Genomic DNA, 14926 nt, shown 5'->3' on the forward strand with positions numbered 1-14926 from the left:
GGCTGCTGTCGGAGCGGGGGCCGGGTCAGCCGACCGCGCCCTCCATCTGCAGCTCGATCAGCCGGTTGAGCTCCAGCGCGTACTCCATGGGCAGCTCCTTGGCGATCGGCTCGACGAAGCCGCGCACGATCATCGCCATCGCCTCGAACTCGGAGAGACCGCGGCTCATCAGGTAGAAGAGCTGGTCCTCGGAGACCTTGGAGACGGTCGCCTCGTGGCCCATGGACACGTCGTCCTCGCGGACGTCGACGTACGGGTAGGTGTCGGAACGCGAGATCGTGTCGACCAGCAGCGCGTCACAGAGCACGTTGGACTTCGAGCCCGCGGCGCCCTCGCCGATCTCGACCAGGCCGCGGTACGAGGTACGGCCGCCGCCGCGCGCCACCGACTTGGAGACGATGTTGGACGAGGTGTTCGGCGCCATGTGGACCATCTTGGAACCGGCGTCCTGGTGCTGGCCCTCGCCCGCGAAGGCGATGGACAGGGTCTCGCCCTTGGCGTGCTCGCCCATCAGGTAGACGGCCGGGTACTTCATGGTGACCTTGGAGCCGATGTTGCCGTCGATCCACTCCATGGTCGCGCCCTCGTACGCCACGGCGCGCTTGGTGACCAGGTTGTAGACGTTGTTCGACCAGTTCTGGATGGTCGTGTAGCGGCAGCGGGCGTTCTTCTTGACGATGATCTCGACGACCGCGGAGTGCAGCGAGTCCGACTTGTAGATCGGGGCCGTACAACCCTCGACGTAGTGCACGTAGGCGCCCTCGTCGACGATGATCAGCGTCCGCTCGAACTGGCCCATGTTCTCGGTGTTGATCCGGAAGTAGGCCTGGAGCGGGATCTCGACGTGCACGCCCTTCGGCACGTAGATGAAGGAGCCGCCGGACCACACGGCCGAGTTCAGCGAGGCGAACTTGTTGTCGCCGACCGGGATGACGGTCCCGAAGTACTCCTTGAAGAGCTCCGGGTGCTCCTTCAGCGCCGTGTCGGTGTCGAGGAAGATGACGCCCTGCTCCTCCAGGTCCTCGCGGATCTGGTGGTAGACGACCTCGGACTCGTACTGGGCGGCGACACCCGCGACGAGGCGCTGCTTCTCCGCCTCCGGGATGCCCAGCTTGTCGTACGTGTTCTTGATGTCCTCGGGCAGGTCCTCCCAGGACTCCGCCTGCTTCTCCGTGGAGCGCACGAAGTACTTGATGTTGTCGAAGTCGATGCCCGACAGGTCCGAGCCCCACGTCGGCATGGGCTTCTTCTCGAAGAGCCGCAGGCCCTTGAGACGGAGCTTGGTCATCCACTCCGGCTCGGACTTCTTCGCGGAGATGTCCCGGACGACGTCCTCGTTCAGGCCGCGCTTGGCAGAGGCACCGGCCTCGTCGGAGTCGGCCCAGCCGAATTCGTAGTTGCCCAGGCCCTCGAGCTCAGGGTGAGCAGTCTCCGTGGGGAGAGTCATGCGGGGTTCCTCCCGGCCGTGCTTGCAGATGCGTTCTGGGTGGTGGAAGTTTTCGGGGTCTTCGGAATGAAGGTGGTGCAGACACCGTCGCCGTGCGCGATGGTGGCCAGCCGCTGTACGTGAGTACCGAGCAACTCGGCGAAAAATTCCGTCTCGGCCTCGCACAGTTGCGGAAACTGCTCGGCGACATGGGCGACCGGGCAGTGGTGCTGGCACAACTGCTCGCCGGTGGGGGCGCTGCGCGCCGTAGCAGCGTACCCGTCCACGCTCAGGGCCTTGGCCAGCGCTTCCGTCCGCTCCTCGGGGGCGGCCGCCTCGACCGCCTTGCGGTACGCGCCTGCCTGGGCGGCGATCCGGGCGCGGGCGAAGGCGGCGACCGCCTCGCTGCCGCCCTCCCGCTCGGCGATCCAGCGCAGCGCGTCGACGGCGAGCTTGTCGTACGACTGGTCGAAGGCGTCCCGGCCGCAGTCGGTCAGGGCGAACACCTTGGCGGGCCGGCCGCGCGTCCGCGCTCCGTAGACCCGCTGCTCGCGCGCCTCGACAACATCGTCGGTGACCAGCGCATCCAGATGCCGCCGTACGGCCGCCTGGGTGAGTCCGAGCCGTCCGGCGAGTTCGGCGACGGTCGACGGGCCGTGGTCCAGGATGGACCGCGCGACCCGGTTGCGCGTCGAGCGCTCCCCGGTCGCGAGCTCCTCCTGAGGGGCCCCCGTGGGGATCTCCCGAGCCTCGCCGACGTTTTTCACAACGCCATTGTTGCGTAATTCCTCAGAGCGTGACAAGCGGCGTCCGGATCGGCGGCTGGTGCGCTGCGTCACTTAGGCATACCTAAGCTGACCTGCGAAAACGATCATTGATCGATCAGATCGAGCAGTTCTCGCACCCGCCCGACCGAGGGACCGGGCCCCTTACCTAGACTCTGGACCCATGCGAAGTGAGCCCGTGCTCCAGGTCCAGGCCTTGGTGAAGCGGTACGGCGACAAGACCGCGGTGAACGGCCTCGACCTGGTGGCCGGGGCGGGCGTCACCGCCGTTCTCGGACCCAACGGCGCCGGCAAGACGACCACCGTCGAGATGTGCGAGGGGTACCGCAGGCCGGACTCCGGCACCGTGCGCGTCCTGGGCCTCGACCCGGTGCGGCAGACCCGCGAGCTGCACCCGCGGATCGGCGTGATGCTCCAGTCCGGCGGCGTCTACTCCGGTGCCCGCGCGGACGAGATGCTCCGCCACGTGGCCCGGCTGCACGCGCACCCGCTGGACGTGGACGCGCTGATCGAACGCCTCGGCCTCGGCAGCTGCGGCCGGACCTCCTACCGTCGCCTCTCCGGCGGCCAGCAGCAGCGGCTCGCGCTGGCGATGGCCGTGGTCGGGCGCCCGGAACTGGTGTTCCTGGACGAGCCGACCGCCGGCCTCGACCCGCAGGCCCGCCGCGCCACCTGGGATCTCGTACGGGATCTGAAGGAGGACGGCGTCTCCGTGATCCTCACGACCCACTACATGGACGAGGCCGAGCAGCTCGCGGACGACGTCGCGATCATCGACGGGGGCAGGGTCATCGCCCAGGGCTCCCCCGAGGAGCTGTGCCGCGGCGGCGCCGAGAACACCCTGCGCTTCACCGGCCGCCCCGGCCTCGACGTCGGCTCGCTGCTCAAGGCACTCCCCGCGGACTGCGCGGCCGCCGAGCTGACGCCGGGCTCGTACCGGGTGGCCGGCAAGGTCGATCCCCAGCTGCTGGCGACGGTGACCTCGTGGTGCGCACAGCACGGGGTGATGCCGGACCGGATCTCGGTGGAACGGCACACCCTGGAGGACGTTTTTCTCGAGCTGACCGGCAAGGAGCTGCGCTCGTGACGATCACGGCCGACAAGGGCACGTACGCGCCGAAGCCCGGCGCCGCCCCGCTCTCCCGCATGATCATGGCGCAGGCGGCGCTGGAGACGAGGATGCTGCTGCGCAACGGCGAGCAGCTGCTGCTGACTGTGATCATCCCGACGCTGCTGCTCGTCCTGTTCAGTGCGGTCGACATCATCGACACCGGTACCGGCAAGGCCGTCGACTTCGTCGCCCCCGGCATCCTCGCGCTCGCCGTGATGTCGACGGCGTTCACGGGCCAGGCCATCGCGACGGGCTTCGAACGCCGCTACGGCGTGCTCAAGCGGCTCGCCTCCTCGCCGCTGCCGCGCTGGGGGCTGATGACGGCGAAGACAGCGTCGGTCCTGGTCACCGAGGTCCTCCAGGTGCTCCTGGTGACGGTGATCGCCTTCGCGCTGGGCTGGTCGCCGCAGGGCAACCCCCTCGCCGTCCTCCTCCTGCTGATCGTCGGCACGGCGGCCTTCTCGGGCCTCGGCCTGCTGATGGCCGGAACCCTGAAGGCGGAGGCCACCCTGGCCGCCGCGAACCTGGTCTTCCTGCTGCTGCTCGTCGGCGGCGGGGTGATCGTCCCGCTGGACAAGTTCCCGGACGCCGCGCAGAGCGTGCTGGGTCTGCTGCCCATCTCGGCGCTGTCGGACGGCCTGCGGGACGTGCTCCAGCACGGGGCCGGCATGCCGTGGGGCGATCTCGGGATCCTCGCCGCATGGGCGGTCGTGGGCCTAGCGGCGGCGGGGAAGTTCTTCCGCTGGGAGTGAGGGACGCGCCTCCCCGGGACCCCTCGTGAAAGCATGCACAAGCCCCCGCCTACGATGGTCGGCGTGCCAAACGTGACCCGCGCCGACGCAGCAGCCGCCGTGCGCAACCCCCTCGCTTTCATCGCCGCACGCTGGACCCCGACACCCCGGACGGTTCAGCGGGCGGCCCTCGCCGCGCTCGTCATGTCGGTGGTCATCGTGGTCACCGGCGGCGCGGTACGGCTGACCGGCTCGGGCCTCGGCTGCCCGACCTGGCCCAAGTGCACCGCCGACTCCCTGACCGCCACCCGGGAGATGGGCCTGCACGGCGTCATCGAGTTCGGCAACCGCATGCTCGCCTACGTGCTGTGCGCCGCGGTCGGCTGGGCGATCATCGCCGCGCGCTCCGAAAAGCCCCGTCGACGCAGCCTGACCCGGCTGGGCTGGGCGCAGTTCTGGCTCGTCATGGGCAACGCGGTGCTCGGCGGCATCGTCGTGCTCGTGGGCCTCAACCCGTACACGGTCGCGGCCCACTTCCTCCTGTCCTCGGTCCTGATCGCGGTCGCCACGGTGATGTGGCGGCGCACCCGGGAGGGCGACGAGGTGCCGCGTCCGCTGGTCGGCAAGGTCGTGCAGCAACTGGTGTGGGTCCTGGTCGGCGTCACCGCCGCGCTGATCGCGGTCGGCACGGTGGTCACCGGCACGGGTCCGCACGCGGGCGACTCCAGCGAAGTGCCGCGCATGGCCCTGCCGATGGGCATGACCTGGGAGGACGTCAGCAAGGTGCACGCCGTCCTGGCCTGGATCGTGGTGACGCTGACCTTCGCCCTGTGGTTCGTCCTCAAGGCGGTCGACGCCCCCAAGGGTCCGTTGAACCGCACGCGTGACCTGTTCCTGATCCTGCTCGCCCAGGGCGCCATCGGCTACGTCCAGTACTTCACGGACCTCCCCGAGGTGCTGGTCGGCGCGCACATGTTCGGCTCGTGCCTGGTGTGGATCGGCGCGGTGCTCGTGCTGCTGTCGCTGCGTGAACGCGGTCCGCTCGCCCAGGCCGACGACGTTTCGGCCCCGGCGACTCAGGCGTACGCCGCCACCAGCGCGTCGATGGCCGGCCCCAGGTAGCTCCTGGTCAGTTCGCCCCGCCGGACCGTCCACTGCTCGGCGGGCGGGGCGGGATCCCCGTAGCGCCGCCGACGGATGTCCTCGACCACCTCGACGGGCGCCCCGAGAGCGGGCAGCACTTCCAGGGCCTCCCGCTTGGAGATCAGACGGCCCTCCCGCAGGGTGACGCTCGCGCGGGCGAAGGTCGTCAGGCCCACGTCCACCCAGGCGTCCTGCGTCCACGGCCGGGCCTTGCGCACCACCGGCCGCCAGAACTCCCGCTGGTCGCGTACGACGAAATCGTTGAGCTCCCGGTCCGACACGGGTGGCAGCAGGCCCGTCGGCGGCGCCCCGTGCAGAACCCGGCCGAAGGTGTGCAGTTCGCGGCGGGTGACGGGGGTGACCGGCCGATGCATCAACTGACGCTGAGCCCAGGTCAGATGCGGTCGCCCGGAGTCGTCGAAGGCGTCGGGAGTGAGATAGCTGCAGTGCAGCCTGTCGGCGAGCGGCTCGGCGCGCAGTCGGTTGTGCAGCACCGCCACACGCCACACGGCGCTCGGCATCAACGGCCCCGGCACCACCGCGATCAGGTCGAGGTCACTGCGGCCCTCCTGGTAGTCGCCACCGGCGAGCGAGCCGTGCGCCCAGACGGCGGCGGGGGCGAGAGCCCCGAGCTCGGTGAGAAAACGGTCGAGTAACGCGGCAGTCGGCATGCGCCCAGTCTGGACACCTCACTCCAGCCCGTACACCCTGCGCGCGTTCCCCGCCGCGATCAGCCCGGCGACCCGCTGCGCGTCCTCCAGCGACCAGGCGCCCTCGGCCACCCAGCTTCCCAGCACCCGTCCCAGGGCCTCCCGGAACAGGCGCGCCCCCACCACGTGCAGCTCGGGCAGCCCCTGGGCGCCGCTGGAGAAGAGGATCTTGCCGAAGGGGGCCAGCTCCAGGATCTCGGCGAGGACGGTCGCGGCCCGGGCGCCGGTACGCACCAGGGCTGCGCCCGAGTCGGCGTAGACATGCGGGAAGACGCCGGCGAGGTGGGCGGCGTGGCGGTGGTACGGGTAGCCGTGCAGCAGGACCAGGTCGGTGCCCAGGCCCGCCGTCGCCCGCACGAAGTCGGTGAGCAGCACCGGATCCGTACGGTCGATGCGCAGTCCCGGCTCACCGAGCCCCGCGTGCAGTTGGAGCGGCCGGCCGGAGGCGACCGCGATCCACAGCAGGTGCCGTAGCAGCACCGGGTCGCTCAGCTCCCCGCCCACCCGGCGTGCGGCCAGCCAGCGGCCCGCCGCGCCCCGTACCTCGCCCGGCCCCGGCGGCTCGGGCGCCAGCGCGAGGCCGTGCCGCACGCCCGCCACGGACGTGAAGGCGACGGCGTTCGCGGCGGCTCCGTGCACCGACTCGGCGAGGTTGGCGAGGAACGACTCGACGGTGCCGGAGGTGTCGGCGACCTGCTCGGCCAGCAGCTCCAGGCGAACGATCTCACGCGCCTCGGCGGTCGAGGCGGAGGCCATCTCGGCGGGGCCGGTGAGGTCGCCGGGCAGCCCGGTGTCGACCAGATATGTGGTGATTCCGCTGCCGCGCAGCAGACGCCGGACCGCATCCGGTACGCCGAGTTCGCGACGCCGGGCGAGATAGCGGGCGGGCGGGCAGTGCGGCTCCAGGCCGAGCAGCGGGGGGCACCATCTCCGTACGGCGAAGCCGGTCTGGGTGTCGAAGAGGGTGGTGCCGGGGGCGGGTGGGCCCTCGGTGCGGGACAGCTGGGCCTCGAAGGTGCCGAGGCCCAGCTCTGTTGTCAGGACGCCGTGGCAGTACTGGTCCACCAGGGACGACGTTTCGATCATCCGGGCTCCCCCGTGAGTGGACGCTGCGCTTGCTCTACAGGGTCCTAACGGGTGAACCGGCGATTTGGTGTTGCGGGAGGGGGAGGGTGGCTCAGGCTGTTCGGCGACTGCGGGCCGTCTTGGGCTTGTCGCGCCCACGCGGCGGAGCCGCATATGTCACAGCCCCGCGCCCCTTAGGCGGCGTTGTTCAGCCGCCTACCTGGATGCCCGCCATGCGCTTCCACTCGTACGAGCCCGTCTTCACCTTCGCCGCGAACTCGCCGTCGAAAGCCTCGTGGACGGTGATCCCCGACTTCTGCACGGCCTGCTCCGCAATCGCGTACGTGGGGGCCACCAGGTCGCCCCAGCCGCCGTCCTCGCCCACCAGGACGATGCGGGCACCGCGGTCGCCGATGTACGCGACCTGGCCCTCGGCGCCGCCGTGGGCCTTGGCGAAGGCGTTGATCTGCTTGGCGAGCCGGGCCACCTTGCGCTCGGCCTTCGCGTCAACCTGCTGCGTGTCTTCCATGGCCAGGATGCTACCGGCGAGTAGACCAGACGGAAAGGGACGGCTACCGCAGGAAGGGATCCACCGCCACCGCCACGAACAGCAGTGACACATAGGTGATGGACCAGTGGAACAGGCGCATCTCCTTGAGCTTGGCGCCCGTGACCTCGGCTTGGGCGCGCGCCTGCAGCGCGTGGGCCTCCCACAGCCACCAGCCGCCCGTCACCAGGGCCACCACCGTGTAGAACCAGCCGGTGTAGCCGAGCGGCTGCAGGAGCAAGGACGCACCGACCATCACCCAGCTGTAGAGGACGATCTGCCGGGCGACCACCTTGTTCGAGACGACGACCGGAAGCATCGGCACGCCCACGCGCGCGTAGTCGTCCTTCACCTTCATCGACAGCGGCCAGTAGTGCGGCGGCGTCCAGAAGAAGATGACGAGGAAGAGGATGGCGGCGGCGTACGACAGGGAGTTCGTGACCGACGACCAGCCGATGAGGACGGGCATGCAGCCCGCGATGCCGCCCCACACGATGTTCTGCGACGTACGCCGCTTCAGGATCATCGTGTAGACGACGACGTAGAACAGCAGCGCGCCGAGCGACAGCCACGCGGACAGCCAGTTGACGAGCAGTCCGAACCAGAGCGTGGAGACGACGGCGAGGGTGATGCCGAAGACGAGGCCCTCTCGCGGGGAGACCATGCCGGTGACCAACGGCCGCTGCGAGGTGCGGTCCATGAGCGCGTCGATGTCACGGTCGATGTACATGTTCAGCGCGTTGGCGCCACCCGCGGACAGATAGCCGCCGATGCAGGTCGCGAGTACCAGCCAGAGGTCCGGCACACCCTGCTCGGCGAGGAACATCACCGGGACCGTGGTGATGAGCAGAAGCTCGATGATCCGCGGCTTGGTCAGCGCCACGAACGCCTTCACACGGGCCCCGAACGGCCGGTGGGTCGGGCTCGTCCCGGTTACTCCCGCAGGACGGGATTCAACGGCCGTCACGCACACCCCTGACAGAGACATCCCAGCAAGCCTCCCCGTGTGAAGTCCCGGTAAAGGCTCGCGCGTACCACGCCACTGTAGACGTTGCCCATACCTCGGCCTTCGCGGGGGTGGGTCGTGTTGGGCGGCGTGCTCAGGGGTGCATGTCGGGGGCCGATTGAGCAGTCGGATGAGCGGCTCCGTATTCATCTGCCGAATGCGGAATGGCCCGGTCGGGGGGCGGATCCCCCCGACTCCCGGCAGTCTGGAATGACGCGAGAAAACGCACGTTCTTACGGGGGTAGGCTCGACAACGGCCGGTGGGCGCGATGTACACCGGCAGCCGGTGTACGTCCAGGTCACCGGCCTTCGACATGTGGAGAGGAGCCCTGACCCAGGGTGAGCACCAAGCCGACCACCACAGACCTCGAGTGGACCGAGCTGGACCAGCGGGCCGTCGACACCGCCCGTGTCCTGGCCGCCGATGCCGTACAGAAGGTCGGCAACGGCCATCCGGGTACGGCGATGAGCCTCGCACCGGCCGCTTACACCCTCTTCCAGAAGGTGATGCGGCACGACCCGGCGGACGCCGACTGGGTTGCGCGGGACCGTTTCGTGCTGTCCGCCGGACACTCGTCCCTGACCCTCTACACCCAGCTGTACCTGGCCGGCTTCGGCCTGGAGCTGGACGATCTGAAGGCCTTCAGGACGTGGGGGTCGAAGACCCCGGGCCACCCCGAGTACGGCCACACCGTGGGCGTCGAGACCACCACCGGCCCGCTCGGCCAGGGTGTCGCCAATGCGGTGGGCATGGCGATGGCCGCCCGCTACGAGCGCGGTCTGTTCGACCCGGACGCCCCGCAGGGCGCGTCCCCGTTCGACCACTTCATCTACTGCATCGCCGGTGACGGCTGTCTCCAGGAGGGCATCTCCGCCGAGGCCTCCTCCCTCGCGGGCCACCAGAAGCTGGGCAACCTGATCCTGCTGTGGGACGACAACCACATCTCGATCGAGGGCGACACGGAGACCGCGGTCTCCGAGGACACCGTCAAGCGCTACGAGGCGTACGGCTGGCACGTGCAGCGCGTTGCTCCGAAGCCGGACGGCGACCTCGACCCGCACGCCCTCTACAACGCGATCGAGGAGGCCAAGAAGGTCACGGACCGGCCGTCCTTCATCGCGATGCGCTCGATCATCGCCTGGCCCGCCCCGAACGCGCAGAACACCGAGGCCGCCCACGGCTCGGCGCTCGGCGACGAGGAGGTCGCGGCCACCAAGCGCGTCCTCGGCTTCGACCCGGAGCAGTCCTTCGAGGTGTCCGACGAGATCCTCGGCCACACCCGCAAGGCCGTCGACCGCGGGCGTCAGGCCAAGGCCGAGTGGGAGAAGTCCTTCCAGGAGTGGCGCAACAACAATCCCGAGCGCGCCGCCGAGTTCGACCGCATCAGCAAGGGTGAGCTGCCCACCGGCTGGGAGGAGAAGCTCCCGGTCTTCGAGCCGGGCAAGGGCGTCGCCACGCGTGCCGCGTCCGGCAAGGTGCTGCAGGCGCTCGGTCCGGTCATCCCCGAGCTGTGGGGCGGCTCCGCCGACCTGGCCGGCTCGAACAACACCACGATCGACAAGACGTCGTCGTTCCTCCCGGCGGACAACCCGCTGCCGGAGGCCGACCCGTACGGCCGGACCGTCCACTTCGGCATCCGCGAGCACTCGATGGCCGCGGAGATGAACGGCATCGCCCTGCACGGCCACACCCGTATCTACGGCGGCACGTTCCTGGTGTTCTCCGACTACATGCGCAACGCCGTGCGCCTGTCGGCGCTGATGCACCTGCCGGTGACGTACGTGTGGACGCACGACTCCATCGGGCTCGGCGAGGACGGCCCCACCCACCAGCCCGTCGAGCACCTGGCCTCGCTGCGTGCGATCCCGGGTCTGAACGTGGTCCGTCCGGCGGACGCCAACGAGACGGCGATCGCCTGGCGCGAGATCCTCAGGCGCTACACCAAGGAGTTCGGCAAGGGCGCCCCGCACGGCCTCGCGCTGACCCGCCAGGGCGTGCCGACGTACGAGCCGAACGACGATGCGGCGAAGGGCGGTTACGTCCTGTTCGAGGCCGAGGGCGGCGAGCCCGAGGTCATCCTGATCGCGACCGGTTCCGAGGTGCACGTCGCCGTCGAGGCGCGCGAGCAGCTCCAGGCCGACGGCGTGCCCACGCGGGTGGTGTCCATGCCGTCCGTGGAGTGGTTCGAGGAGCAGGACCAGGGGTACCGGGACAGCGTCCTGCCACCGTCCGTGAAGGCCCGTGTCGCGGTCGAGGCCGGTATCGGTCTCACCTGGCACAAGTACGTCGGGGACGCCGGTCGCATCGTTTCCCTGGAGCACTTCGGTGCGTCGGCCGACGGCAAGGTCCTTTTCCGCGAGTTCGGCTTCACTGCCGAGAACGTGGCCGCGGCGGCCCGGGAATCGATCGCCGCCACTCAGCGCTGACGCTCGTATAACGACACGTAGGAGATGCAATTTCCATGACAGACGCACTGAAGCGCCTCTCCGATGAAGGCGTCGCGATCTGGCTGGACGACCTGTCGCGCAAGCGGATCACGTCCGGCAACCTCGCCGAGCTGATCGACCAGCAGCACGTCGTGGGCGTCACCACCAACCCGACCATCTTCCAGAAGGCGATCAGCAGTGGCGACGGTTACGAGCAGCAGCTCGAGGACCTCGCCGCCCGCAAGGTCACCGTCGACGAGGCCGTCCGCATGATCACCACGGCGGACGTCCGGGACGCCGCCGACATCCTGCACCCGGTGTTCGAGGCGACCGGCGGCAAGGACGGCCGGGTGTCGATCGAGGTCGACCCGCGTCTCGCCCACAACACCAAGGCGACGATCGCCGAGGCCCGGCAGCTGGCCTGGCTGGTGGACCGGCCGAACACCCTGATCAAGATCCCGGCCACCAAGGCGGGCCTGCCGGCGATCACCGAGACGATCGGCAACGGCATCAGCGTCAACGTCACGCTGATCTTCTCGCTGGAACGCTACCGCGAGGTCATGGACGCCTACCTCGCCGGCCTGGAGAAGGCCAAGGAGAAGGGCCTCGACCTCTCCCTGATCCACTCGGTGGCGTCCTTCTTCGTGTCCCGGGTGGACACCGAGATCGACAAGCGGATCGACGCGCTCGGCACGCCCGAGGCCAAGGCGCTGCGCGGCAAGGCCGCCGTCGCCAACGCACGGCTCGCCTACCAGGCGTACGAGGAGGTCTTCGGCTCGGACCGCTGGAGCGCGCTGGAGAGCGCGGGCGCGAACAAGCAGCGTCCGCTGTGGGCGTCGACCGGTGTGAAGGACAAGGCGTACAAGGACACCATGTACGTCGACGACCTGGTCGCGCCGAACACCGTGAACACCATGCCGGAGGCCACCCTGCTGGCCACCGAGGACCACGGTCAGATCACCGGCAACACCGTCGCCGGTACCTACGAGCAGGCCCGTGCCGATCTGGACGCGGTCGAGCGGCTCGGAATCAAGTACGACGACGTCGTCCAGCTGCTGGAGGACGAGGGCGTCGAGAAGTTCGAGGCGTCCTGGAACGACCTGCTGGCGTCGACCGAGGCCGAACTCAAGCGCCTCGCCCCTTCGGAGGGCTGAAACCTTGTCGAGCAGCAACCCGCTGCGTGACCCCGCAGACCGACGGCTCCCGCGTATCGCGGGGCCGTCGGGCCTGGTCATTTTTGGCGTCACTGGCGATTTGTCACGAAAGAAGCTGATGCCCGCGGTGTACGACCTCGCCAACCGGGGTCTGCTGCCGCCGGGCTTCTCGCTGGTCGGGTTCGCCCGCCGCGAGTGGCAGAACGAAGACTTCGCGCAGGAGGTCCACGACGCAGTCAAGGAGCACGCCCGGACGCCGTTCCGCGAGGAGGTCTGGCAGCAGCTCATCCAGGGCATGCGCTTCGTCCAGGGCACCTTCGACGACGACGACGCCTTCGACCGGCTGCGCGGCACGATCGAGGAGCTGGACAAGGCGCAGGGCACGGGCGGCAACTTCGCCTTCTACCTGTCGGTGCCGCCACGGTCCTTCCCGGTGGTCATCCAGCAGCTGAAGAAGCACGGTCTTGCCGACCAGCGGGGCGGCTCCTGGCGGCGCGCGGTCATCGAGAAGCCGTTCGGCCACGACCTGAAGTCGGCCGAGGAGCTCAACAAGGTCGTGCACGAGGTCTTCGCCCCGGACCAGGTCTTCCGCATCGACCACTACCTGGGCAAGGAGACCGTCCAGAACATCCTGGCGCTGCGCTTCGCCAACACGATGTTCGAGCCGATCTGGAACCGGTCCTTCGTCGACCATGTGCAGATCACGATGGCCGAGGACATCGGCATCGGCGGCCGGGCCGGCTACTACGACGGCATCGGCGCCGCCCGTGACGTCATCCAGAACCACCTGCTGCAGCTGATGGCGCTGACCGCGATGGAGGAGCCCGCCTCCTTCGACGCGGACGCGCTGGCAGCGGAGAAGACCAAGGTGCTCGGCGCCGTGCGGCTGCCGAAGGACCTGGGCCGCGACACCGTCCGCGGTCAGTACGCGGCCGGCTGGCAGGGCGGCGCGAAGGTCATCGGATATCTCGACGAGGACGGCATCGACGCCCAGTCGAAGACCGACACCTACGCCGCGATCAAGCTGGAGATCGACAACCGCCGCTGGGCGGGCGTCCCCTTCTATCTGCGCACCGGCAAGCGCCTCGGCCGCCGCGTGACGGAGATCGCGGTCGTCTTCCAGCGCGCCCCGCACTCCCCCTTCGACACGACGGCCACCGAGGAGCTGGGCCAGAACGCGATCGTCATCCGCGTCCAGCCCGACGAGGGCGTCACCGTCCGCTTCGGCTCCAAGGTGCCCGGCACCTCGATGGAGATCCGGGACGTCTCCATGGACTTCGCGTACGGCGAGTCCTTCACGGAGTCCAGCCCGGAGGCGTACGAGCGGCTCATCCTGGACGTCCTGCTCGGCGACTCGAACCTCTTCCCGCGCACCGAGGAGGTCGAGCTGTCCTGGAAGATCCTCGACCCGATCGAGGAGTACTGGGACGGCAACGGCAAGCCCGCGCAGTACCCGGCGGGAACGTGGGGTCCCGTCGAGGCGGACGACATGCTCGAACGAGACGGACGGAGCTGGCGCCGGCCATGAAGATAGACCTCACCGACACCACCGCCAGCAAGATCAACAAGGCGCTCGTGCAGGGCCGCCGCGCCATCGGCACACCCGCCGTCGGCATGGTCCTCACCCTGGTCATCGTCACCGACGAGGAGAACGCCTACGACGCCCTGAAGGCCGCGAACGACGCCTCGCACGAGCACCCCTCGCGCACCCTCGTCGTCATCAGGCGCGTCTCGCGCTCGCCGCGCGACCGCACGAAGTCCCGCCTGGACGCCGAGGTCCGGGTGGGCGCCGACGCGGGCACCGGCGAGACGGTCGTGCTGCGGCTGTACGGCGATGTGGCCGACCATGCCCAGTCGGTCGTCCTGCCGCTGCTGCTGCCCGACGCCCCCGTGGTCGTCTGGTGGCCGGTGAACGCGCCCCTCGATCCGGCGCAGGACCCCCTCGGTGCGCTGGCCCAGCGCCGGGTCACCGACTCGTACGCGGCCGAGCAGCCGGTGCGGGACCTGGCCGCCCGCGCCAAGACCTACACCCCCGGTGACACGGACCTGTCGTGGACCCGCATCACGCCCTGGCGCTCGATGCTGGCCGCCGCCCTGGACCAGGTGGACTGCGAGGTCAAGGGCGTCGAGGTGGAGGGCGAGGAGTTCAACCCGAGCTGTGAGCTGCTGGCGATGTGGCTCGCGGACCGGCTGGACGTCCCCGTCAAGCGCTCGCTGTCCTCCGGCCCCGGTCTCACGGCGGTCCGCATGGACACCGACTGCGGTGCGATCATGCTCGACCGCGCGGACGGCTCCCTGGCGACCCTGTCCATCCAGGGGCAGCCGGACCGTGCGGTGGCGCTCAAGCGCCGGGAGACGGCCGAGCTGATCGCGGAGGAGCTGCGGCGGCTGGACCCGGACGACACCTACGCGTCGGCGCTGCGGTACGGCGTGGACCGGCTGAACCCGTCGAACGGCAAGGCCGCGGAGGCGGGGCCGCCGGCCAAAGGAGCAGCAGTCGCGGTCCCGGCTCCCGTCGAGACGGCTGCGAAAGCTCCCGCGAAGGACGCGGCGGCGCCGGCACCGGTGAAGAAGGCGGCGGCGAAGTGAACACTCCCCAACTCGTGGTCCACCACGACAAGGAGCTGATGGCGCAGGCCGCCGCGGCCCGGCTGATCACGAAGATCGTGGACGCCCAGGCCTCGCGCGGCAGCGCGTCCGTCGTGCTGACCGGCGGCCGCAACGGCAACGGCCTGCTGGCCGCGCTGGCCGCCGCGCCCGCCCTGGACGCCATCGACTGGGGCCGCTTGGACCTCTGGTGGGGCGACGAGCGCTTCCTTCC

General features: G+C 69.7%; 14 protein-coding genes. 8 read left to right on the forward strand and 6 right to left on the reverse strand.

Annotation, left to right across the window (positions count from 1 at the left end):
* Positions 1 to 25: 25 nt before the first annotated feature.
* Both sufB and ACTWQJ_RS13470 read right to left on the reverse strand, forming a co-directional pair.
* Positions 26 to 1447, reverse strand: a complete 1422-nt coding sequence (gene sufB, locus ACTWQJ_RS13465; protein ID WP_443306871.1) for a Fe-S cluster assembly protein SufB — start codon at positions 1445 to 1447, stop codon at positions 26 to 28.
* Entirely contained in the window at positions 1444 to 2193 is a 750-nt protein-coding gene (locus ACTWQJ_RS13470) for a helix-turn-helix transcriptional regulator (protein WP_443306872.1), read from the reverse strand. The genes sufB and ACTWQJ_RS13470 overlap by 4 nt, the downstream gene beginning before the upstream one ends.
* A 181-nt stretch (positions 2194 to 2374) precedes the next feature.
* Between ACTWQJ_RS13470 and ACTWQJ_RS13475 the strand changes: the two genes are divergently transcribed.
* Genes ACTWQJ_RS13475 through ACTWQJ_RS13485 form a run of 3 tightly spaced genes read left to right on the forward strand, consistent with a single transcriptional unit; the run spans position 2375 to position 5175 of the window.
* Complete coding sequence (locus ACTWQJ_RS13475) at positions 2375 to 3298, forward strand: ABC transporter ATP-binding protein (RefSeq protein ID WP_443306873.1); 924 nt, start codon at positions 2375 to 2377, stop codon at positions 3296 to 3298.
* A 59-nt stretch (positions 3299 to 3357) separates the two neighbouring features.
* Positions 3358 to 4074 (forward strand): ABC transporter permease, encoded by a 717-nt coding sequence (locus tag ACTWQJ_RS13480; protein WP_443306882.1) that lies wholly within the window; start codon positions 3358 to 3360, stop codon positions 4072 to 4074.
* Positions 4075 to 4107: 33 nt separating this feature from the next.
* Complete coding sequence (locus tag ACTWQJ_RS13485; protein WP_443306874.1) at positions 4108 to 5175, forward strand: COX15/CtaA family protein; 1068 nt, start codon at positions 4108 to 4110, stop codon at positions 5173 to 5175.
* Here ACTWQJ_RS13485 and ACTWQJ_RS13490 read toward each other — a convergent pair.
* From ACTWQJ_RS13490 to ACTWQJ_RS13505, 4 genes are all read right to left on the reverse strand, one after another.
* Positions 5130 to 5867 carry a nucleotidyltransferase domain-containing protein gene (locus ACTWQJ_RS13490; protein ID WP_443306875.1) on the reverse strand — a complete coding sequence of 246 codons (738 nt, stop codon included), beginning with the start codon at positions 5865 to 5867 and terminating at the stop codon, positions 5130 to 5132. The genes ACTWQJ_RS13485 and ACTWQJ_RS13490 overlap by 46 nt on opposite strands.
* 18 nt (positions 5868 to 5885) lie before the next feature.
* Positions 5886 to 6992: an amidohydrolase family protein gene (locus ACTWQJ_RS13495; protein ID WP_443306876.1), complete on the reverse strand. Its 1107-nt coding sequence runs from the start codon at positions 6990 to 6992 to the stop codon at positions 5886 to 5888.
* A gap of 187 nt (positions 6993 to 7179) precedes the next feature.
* Positions 7180 to 7500 carry a hypothetical protein gene (locus ACTWQJ_RS13500; RefSeq protein ID WP_443306877.1) on the reverse strand — a complete coding sequence of 107 codons (321 nt, stop codon included), beginning with the start codon at positions 7498 to 7500 and terminating at the stop codon, positions 7180 to 7182.
* A gap of 43 nt (positions 7501 to 7543) precedes the next feature.
* On the reverse strand, positions 7544 to 8485 hold the full coding sequence (locus tag ACTWQJ_RS13505; protein WP_224740155.1) for a heme o synthase: 942 nt from the start codon (positions 8483 to 8485) through the stop codon (positions 7544 to 7546).
* A gap of 378 nt (positions 8486 to 8863) precedes the next feature.
* Between ACTWQJ_RS13505 and tkt the strand changes: the two genes are divergently transcribed.
* The 5 genes from tkt to ACTWQJ_RS13530 form a co-directional block, all read left to right on the forward strand.
* Complete coding sequence (tkt, locus tag ACTWQJ_RS13510; protein ID WP_443306878.1) at positions 8864 to 10951, forward strand: transketolase; 2088 nt, start codon at positions 8864 to 8866, stop codon at positions 10949 to 10951.
* 35 nt (positions 10952 to 10986) lie between these two features.
* Positions 10987 to 12105 carry a transaldolase gene (gene tal / locus ACTWQJ_RS13515; RefSeq protein WP_443306879.1) on the forward strand — a complete coding sequence of 373 codons (1119 nt, stop codon included), beginning with the start codon at positions 10987 to 10989 and terminating at the stop codon, positions 12103 to 12105.
* A gap of 4 nt (positions 12106 to 12109) precedes the next feature.
* Positions 12110 to 13633: a glucose-6-phosphate dehydrogenase gene (gene zwf, locus ACTWQJ_RS13520; RefSeq protein WP_385509185.1), complete on the forward strand. Its 1524-nt coding sequence runs from the start codon at positions 12110 to 12112 to the stop codon at positions 13631 to 13633.
* Positions 13630 to 14694: a glucose-6-phosphate dehydrogenase assembly protein OpcA gene (gene opcA, locus ACTWQJ_RS13525; RefSeq protein WP_443306880.1), complete on the forward strand. Its 1065-nt coding sequence runs from the start codon at positions 13630 to 13632 to the stop codon at positions 14692 to 14694. The genes zwf and opcA overlap by 4 nt, the downstream gene beginning before the upstream one ends.
* Positions 14691 to 14926 (forward strand): 6-phosphogluconolactonase (locus ACTWQJ_RS13530; RefSeq protein WP_443306881.1); only part of this gene is annotated, 236 nt, incomplete at its 3' end. The genes opcA and ACTWQJ_RS13530, both read left to right, overlap by 4 nt.

The organism is Streptomyces sp. KR55, from assembly GCF_052245645.1.
GTDB lineage: Bacteria > Actinomycetota > Actinomycetes > Streptomycetales > Streptomycetaceae > Streptomyces > Streptomyces flavusporus.